This is a genomic window from Streptomyces sp. CNT360, assembly GCF_000424785.1.
In genome coordinates this window covers 1-5,568 of sequence record NZ_AUKO01000044.1, presented here as the reverse complement: position 1 = coordinate 5,568, position 5,568 = coordinate 1, and the positions used below count along the sequence as shown (strand labels likewise).

Below are 5,568 nucleotides of genomic sequence, written 5' to 3'. Positions count from 1 at the left end.
CCCCCGGGGCCCTTCCCGCCTGCGCGCCCGCTCAGCCCTCCTCGACCGGCGCGTACAGGTCCGCGTCGGGGCTCGCGAGCCCGGCGAGACCGCGGACACGGGTGCGGAACTCCTCGCTTTGCACCGCCTTCTTGTGCGAGTCGGCGTCGTCCCAGTGCGCCGTCTCCACGAAGACCTGCGGATCCTTCAAGGACCGGTACATCGCGTGGCTGACGAAGCCGGGCTGCTCCTGCATGTAGGCGCTCACGTGGGCGATGGCGCGCTGGAAGGCGTCGGCATCGCCCGTGACCGTGAACTTGTTGATGAGCGTGACCATGGATCTTCCTCCTTCGGACGGCGGAACACAGGGGGCGGGGGGTGGCGGGCCAGCGCACGTCAGTCGAAGTGCCGGCGCAGGTCCTGGCGGCGCACCTTGCCTCCGCCGCTCCGGGCTATCTGAGCGACGGCCCTGATACGGCGGATGCGCTGGTGGGGGGCGAGCCGGCGGTTGACCTTTTCGGCGACCGCCCCGGGCTCCGGCAGGCAACCGGTGCCACGCAGCACGACGAGGGCGGCGGGGACCGCGCCGCTGAACCGGTCCGGCAGATCCACCACGACGCAGTCGGCGACTGCCTCGTGCGCCAGCAGCGTCCGCTCGATCTCCTGCGGCGAGACCAGTTCGTGGTCGCACTTGAAGACGTCCTTGAGACGGTCGACGACGAACAGGTGCCCCTCCTCGTCGGTCAGGCCGACATCGCCCGTCGCCAACCAGCCGCCCGGCTCAAGAGCGGCACCCTCCGGCTCGCCCAGGTAGCCCTTCATCAGCTGCGGCCCGCGCACCTGGATCTCGCCCCGCTCACCGGGGCCGAGCGTGCCGCCCGTCGCCAGGTCGACGATCCGGCACTCCGTACCCGGCACGGGCGTGCCGCAGGAGCCCTCCTTGGGACGGGTCATGCTTGCGCAGTGCGTCATCGGCGCGGTCTCCGCGAGCCCGTACCCCTGGAGCACCGGGATGCCGAAGTGCTCGGCAAGGGTGCGCGCCGCGGGAACCGGCAGCGCCGCGCCGCCGGAGAAGACGGCCTCGACCGTGGTCAGCTTCAGCTCGGCCAGGTCCGGGCGGACGGCCAGCCGGCTCAGCCGCATCGGCAGGCTGTAGTAGCGGGTGGCGCCCGCCTCGTTGGCCGTACGCAGCGAGGCCGCCAGGTCGGGGTCCGTCGCCAGCACCTGCTCGGCGCCCGCGAACAGCCCCGCGTTCAGGTGCATGGGGTGATAGGTCGGCAGGTGGTTGACGGTCACCGAGCCGGCGTGCAGCCCGTGGGCGTGCACGGTCTGCGCCGCGTTCACCGACAGGTTCCGGTGGGTTTGCAGCACGCCCTTGGGCTCACCGGTGGTTCCGCTGGTGAAGTGGATGGTGGCCGTCTCCTCGGGACCCACGGGCGCGGCTTGCGAGGGTGCGGCCTTCCACAGCATCCCGCTGCCCAGATCGTGCACCGCGGCGCCGGTCACCTGCGCGGACAGCTCGGGCGTGGTCACAACGAGCCGGGCTGCGCCGGCCTTCGCCTGACGAGCCAGGCCCTCCGCCCGCAGCATGGGGTTGACCGGGATGACGGTGCTTCCCGCCCGCAGCGCCCCGTAGTAGGCCACGGCGAAGTCGGGATGCAGGAGCGAACTGACCCCCACGACAGCGCCCGGACCGCCGGCCAGCTCCCTGATCCGGGTGGCGCAGCCCTGCACCCGCCGTTCGAGCTCGGCGAAAGTCAGCGCGTCACCGCAATCGGTGCGGATGGCCGTGCGCTCACCCCACACCGCGGCGGCCCGGCGGGGCAGGTCGTCGAGGCGTGCGACGGGCTCACGCACGTGCCTGCTCCTCGGCGTACTCCTTGGACAGGCGCAGGTTGGTCATCGAGTTGGTGCTCAGCACCCGGCGCAGGTAGCGGCGTGCGTCCTCCACGGTGGTGCCCTCGCCCAGGACCGGCAGCGCCGAGGGCTTGATCACGGCCACGTGCCGCGACTCGACGACGACGCCCTCGCGGGTCTCGGTGAAGCGCCAGTGGCCGACGTGGGCGTCCAGGAGGGCCGGCAGGCCGATCTGCTTGTAGACGATCCTGGAGTGGGGGAAGCAGATCCGCACCGAGCGGGTCGTGTGCGGCGCACCGTCGGAGGTCGTGGTGTCCATGTCGAAGAACTGGATGTTCGGCACGTCCTCCGTCATGTCGATCCGGGAGACGTGGGCGAGGCGTTCGGGCCACCGGTCGGCCTCGTAGAGGATGCGGTAGGCGTCCTCGGCCTTGCCCGAGACGAAGAGCGGATCGCAGAAGTCGACGACCAGATCGCCGAGTTCCGCACGGTTCTCGGCCGCGTAGCCGACCGTGCCCAGCAGCTGGCGGCGCAGTTCCTCGGCCTGCTCGCGTGCGGCGGGATCGGTGAGCGCCGTGGTGTCCTGGCTCAGCTCCACCTCCGTCTTCCCCTCCGAGACGGCGCGCAGGATCCAGGCGCCCCGCACGCCCTCCAGCCGGGAGCCGGACACGTCCTCGAAGTCGACCCGCAAAGCGTCCCGGTCGAGCGTCCTGCGCCGGACCGCGGGCCAGACCTGCTCGTCCGCGGTGACGGACCAGAAGGTCACGTGGTCGCGCGAGGGGCCCTCGGCCTTCCGCTCGGCGTACACGATCGAGGAGGACAGGTAGGAGAGGTGGTCCGGATCGGCGATCAGGTCGAAGACGGTCTGTGCGGGTGCGTCCACGACCAGGACGTCGCCGGCCGGAAGTCGGGTCTGTGTCACGGGTGTTCCTTCCACGGTGGGCACGGGCCCGCAAGCCCGCGTCGAACGGTTGGGGGGGACGGTCTTGCAAAGGCAAGGGCGGTCAGCCGCGCCCCGCCAGGGAGACCAGCTCGCCGGTGACGTTCTCGTTGACCGCCGAGCAGTAGAAGACGACCGTGCGGGCGACCTCCTCGGGGCTGCCCAGCCGGCCCGTCGGCATGGCGGCGGCGGCCCGCTCCAGCACCTCGGCCGGAAGGGCCCGCAGGGCGTCCTCGGTCGTGGTCAGGCCGGGACTGACGACATTGACCAGGACCCCGTCCGGGCCGGCGTCCCTGGCCAGGCTCAGCGCGAAGCCGTGCAGTGCCGACTTCGTCGCGGTGTAGATCTCCTGTCCCGCCTGGCCCTTGGCCGCCAGGTGCGAGGAGAGGAGGACGATCCTGCCGTGCCCGCGCCGGCGCATGCCCGCCAGGACGGTCTGCACGGTGCGCAGCGTGGCGCCGAGGTTGTCGCTGACCAGCGACGCCCACGCGCCGGGGTCGGCGTTCTCGAAGCCGGCGGGCGGGCGGCGCCCGGGCCGCCGCACAGCGTTGGCGACCAGGACATCGACAGCGCCGAAGTGCTTCTCCACGGCCGGGACGAGCGACTCGACCGTCTCGGGCTCGGCCAGGTCGTAGCGCACAGCCACAGCCCGCCCGGGCCCGCCCAGCTCACGCACGAGGGCCGCCGCCCGGTCGGCGGAGCCGGTATACGTCAACGCCACGCGTGCGCCCTCGGCGGCGAAAGCGCGCACCGTCGCCGCACCGATACCGCGGGTCCCACCGGTCACCACTGCGACGCGGCCCTCAAGTCCCAGATCCATGCTGCTCCTCGGTCGGGGCGGGGGCGGCGGACTGCGAAAGCGGCAGCAGCCCGAGGGCGTCGGCGAGCCGCCGGGCACAGAGTTCGGGACCCCGGGCGAAGACGTAGCCGTCGGGACGGACGAGCAGCCAGCCGCCCGGGGCCAGGCCCAGCCGGCCGGCCACGCGGCGGTCCGGATCGGGCAGCTCGCCCGGGCCCCGCGCCATGCGGGAGCCGGTCACCAGCAGCCCCGACAGCCAGCCGGCGTGCTCCCGGCCGGCCGTGCGCAGGGCCGCGCCGACCTCCGGGCGCCCGGGATCGTCCGCGGCCAAAAGCAACCAGCCCGCCCCCCGCATCGCCGAGAGCAGGGCACCCCAGCCCGGGCTCGCCACGTCGGCCTCCTCGACCTCGACGAGCCGGGCCCCGGGCTGCGGGCCCGCACCGCCGCGAGAACGCCCCGCCGGATCAGGCGGGGCGACGAGCCCGCCGTCGGCGTAGGACAGCAGCAGCCCCGACATCCCACCCAGCATCTCCCGCTGCATCCGCTTGCGGACCGGGGCCACGTTCCGCACCACGCCGAAAATCACCGGCAGCGCCCGGTCGGTGAACCGGTTGCGCATCTCGATCATCTGCGTGGCCTTCTTGGTGGACTCCAGCAGCGCGGCGCCGACGGGCACCCGCTCGTCGGTGTAGCTGTCGAGCAGCCCGGCCCCGGCGTCCCCGCCGATCACCATCGCCAGCTTCCAGGCCAGGTTGACCGCCTCCTGGATGCCGGTGTTCATGCCCTGACCGGAAGCGGGGCTGTGCACATGCGCGGCGTCACCGGCGACCAGGCAGCGGCCGGACCGCATTTTGGAGACCATGCGCTGCTGCGCGGTGAAGACCGACACCCAGGTAGGGGTGGAGATACGGACCTGGTGCCCGACACCCTGGCTGATCTTGCGCTGGAACCGGGCGGCGAGCGCGTCGGGATCGCCGTCGTAGTCCGTCTCGACCGTATCGAGCAGCCGCCACCGGTCGTCCGCCAGCGGAACGGCCATCATCGTGCCGCCGCGCGCCCGGACCCAGTAGATGCTGTTGGGCGGCAGTGCGCTGGCCATCGGGGCGTCGGCCAGCAGCCAGGTCTGGTTCTCCTCCCCGGCCAGACGCAGGCCCAAAGCCCGGCGCACCGTGCTGTGCCCGCCGTCGCAGCCCACCAGCCACGCCACGCGCAGCGTCTCCGGCTCGCCGGCCGCGGGCTTGAGCTCAGCGGTGACGCCGTCGTCGTCCTGCGCGATCCGCTCCAGCCGGGTACCCCACTCGACGGCGACGCCGAGGCCGGACAGAGCGTTGCGGAAGACCTCCTCCGTGGCGGTCTGCTCGATGGCCAGGGTGAAGGGGAACCGCGTCGGCATCGTCGAGTAGTCGGCGTCCAGACGGGCCAGCCTGCGCCCGTCCTGGAAGAGCGTGAACGCCCTGATCTCACGGCCCCGCTTGAGCACCTCCTCCACGATCCCCATCTGGTCGTACGCCTCCAGCGTGCGCGGATGCGTGGCGACCGCCCGGCTGGTGACCGCCGGCTTCTCCTTCGCATCGACGAGACGCACGGCCACGCCCCGCCGGGCGAGTTCGTGGGCCAGCGCGAGCCCGACCGGGCCCGCGCCTGCGACGAGGACCTGGGGTGTCCTGGTGCCTGGCGTCACTGCTGATCCTCACCGGCCGGGGCGCATGTCCCTGCGGCCTGTCGATCCGTGGGGAGGGGCTGGGCCAAGACAGGCTCGGACAGGGCACTGGAGCGCACCTCGACTCCCGCTGGACGGCACGTCGCGGCTGGTCCACGTCGTCTCGACCCGGAGTTGAGGAGCCGCCGCGACAGTGGCGGCCGGTGCGCAGCGGCGCGGACCACGACGGGGGGAATGAGAATGGAGGCTCGATGAACACAGACGTCGTTGTCGTGGGGGCCGGACCGGTCGGTCTGATGCTCGCCGCCGAACTGCGGCTCGGCGGGGCGAAGG

The 5,568-nt window shown here is 72.6% G+C and carries 5 protein-coding genes; all 5 read right to left on the bottom strand.

Going from position 1 to position 5,568, the window contains the following annotated elements; genetic code table 11:
* Window positions 1–31: 31 nt before the first annotated feature.
* Complete coding sequence (locus tag H297_RS0125750) at window positions 32–316, bottom strand: antibiotic biosynthesis monooxygenase family protein (RefSeq protein ID WP_027739395.1); 285 nt, start codon at window positions 314–316, stop codon at window positions 32–34.
* 59 nt (window positions 317–375) lie between these two features.
* Window positions 376–1,836: a class I adenylate-forming enzyme family protein gene (locus H297_RS0125745; protein ID WP_027739394.1), complete on the bottom strand. Its 1,461-nt coding sequence runs from the start codon at window positions 1,834–1,836 to the stop codon at window positions 376–378.
* A complete protein-coding gene (locus H297_RS0125740) occupies window positions 1,829–2,758 on the bottom strand; it encodes an SRPBCC family protein (RefSeq protein ID WP_027739393.1) in 930 nt (309 codons plus the stop codon). Before H297_RS0125740 ends, H297_RS0125745 begins: the two co-directional genes overlap by 8 nt.
* 82 nt (window positions 2,759–2,840) lie before the next feature.
* Complete coding sequence (locus H297_RS0125735; protein ID WP_027739392.1) at window positions 2,841–3,596, bottom strand: SDR family oxidoreductase; 756 nt, start codon at window positions 3,594–3,596, stop codon at window positions 2,841–2,843.
* Window positions 3,580–5,256 (bottom strand): FAD-dependent monooxygenase, encoded by a 1,677-nt coding sequence (locus H297_RS38460; protein ID WP_064744880.1) that lies wholly within the window; start codon window positions 5,254–5,256, stop codon window positions 3,580–3,582. Before H297_RS38460 ends, H297_RS0125735 begins: the two co-directional genes overlap by 17 nt.
* Between the last annotated feature and the right edge of the window lie 312 nt (window positions 5,257–5,568).

Excerpts from the sequence above, each read along its gene's own strand:
- H297_RS0125750 (WP_027739395.1), bottom strand. The coding sequence starts at position 316 with ATGGTCACGCTCATCAACAAGTTCACGGTCACGGGCGATGCCGACGCC.
- H297_RS0125735 (WP_027739392.1), bottom strand. The coding sequence starts at position 3,596 with ATGGATCTGGGACTTGAGGGCCGCGTCGCAGTGGTGACCGGTGGGACC.